General features: G+C 61.4%; 1 protein-coding gene. It reads left to right on the top strand.

What is annotated here, in order from left to right; all coding sequences use genetic code 11:
* Window positions 1–431 precede the first annotated feature (431 nt).
* A partial coding sequence (locus G8O24_RS42530) for a helix-turn-helix transcriptional regulator (RefSeq protein ID WP_188108417.1) occupies window positions 432–843 on the top strand: 412 nt, incomplete at its 3' end.

Consider the following 843-nt stretch of genomic DNA (forward strand, 5'->3'; position numbering starts at 1 on the left):
GCTCGAGCCGCTCGAGTTCGCTGAGCAGGCAGCTGCGCGACAATGGCGTCAGCTTCTGCAGGAACTCCGTTAGCTCGTCGATCTCGTCCATGGCACGCAATCTCTCGCAACGATTCCAGCAGGCCTACCGGCCCCATGCATGGAGGCATTTGCGCGCTCTCAATTGTGACAAAGAGAAGCAGGCCACCGTTAATTTATCCGTAAAATCCGGGGCCCCGGCAGACGGCGGCGGCAGCGGCGATTCAGCAGACATTTGGATGTCTGCTTATGATCTGGGCGGTTTCATCAACCTTTGCATGGTCCGGGGTGAACGACCGCAAGCATAAATTGTGCCTTCGCCGGTATTTTTGCACAAATCTGTCAAAATACCCGTAGTCGTACGGAGTAAAAAGTTAACCACAGATCGCCCCAGGTTCCGCTAAACGAGTCACATGGGGTCACAGAACGATACGGTCACTGATTCGCGGCCGTCGGAATGGTTCGAAAGCAGCACTTCTGCACCCGAAGAGCTTGATTTCGTCCGGCTGAATGCCGCTCGCGCCAAGGCGGCCGACGAGATGGCCGCAGCCATCGCCCGTGAGCTCAATGGGCCCCTGACCGCGCTGCTGCTCTACATGGGCGAGATCAAGCATCACAGCGATCAGCTCGCGCCCGTCTCGGGCGATCGCGCCTATTTGCAGCAGGTGGTGGAGAACGCGCTGGCGCAGACCGAGCGCGTCTGCGGCCTGGTCAAGCAGCTCGCCGGCCCGGACAAGGGCGGTCTGCCCGCGCCGTCCACCGCCGAAGATGTCGCGTTGAAGACGGGGCGCGTGCCGCCAGCGCCGCGCGAGGCGGGCGCCGAGC

This window comes from Bradyrhizobium campsiandrae, from assembly GCF_014529705.1.
Taxonomy (GTDB): Bacteria; Pseudomonadota; Alphaproteobacteria; order Rhizobiales; family Xanthobacteraceae; genus Bradyrhizobium; species Bradyrhizobium campsiandrae.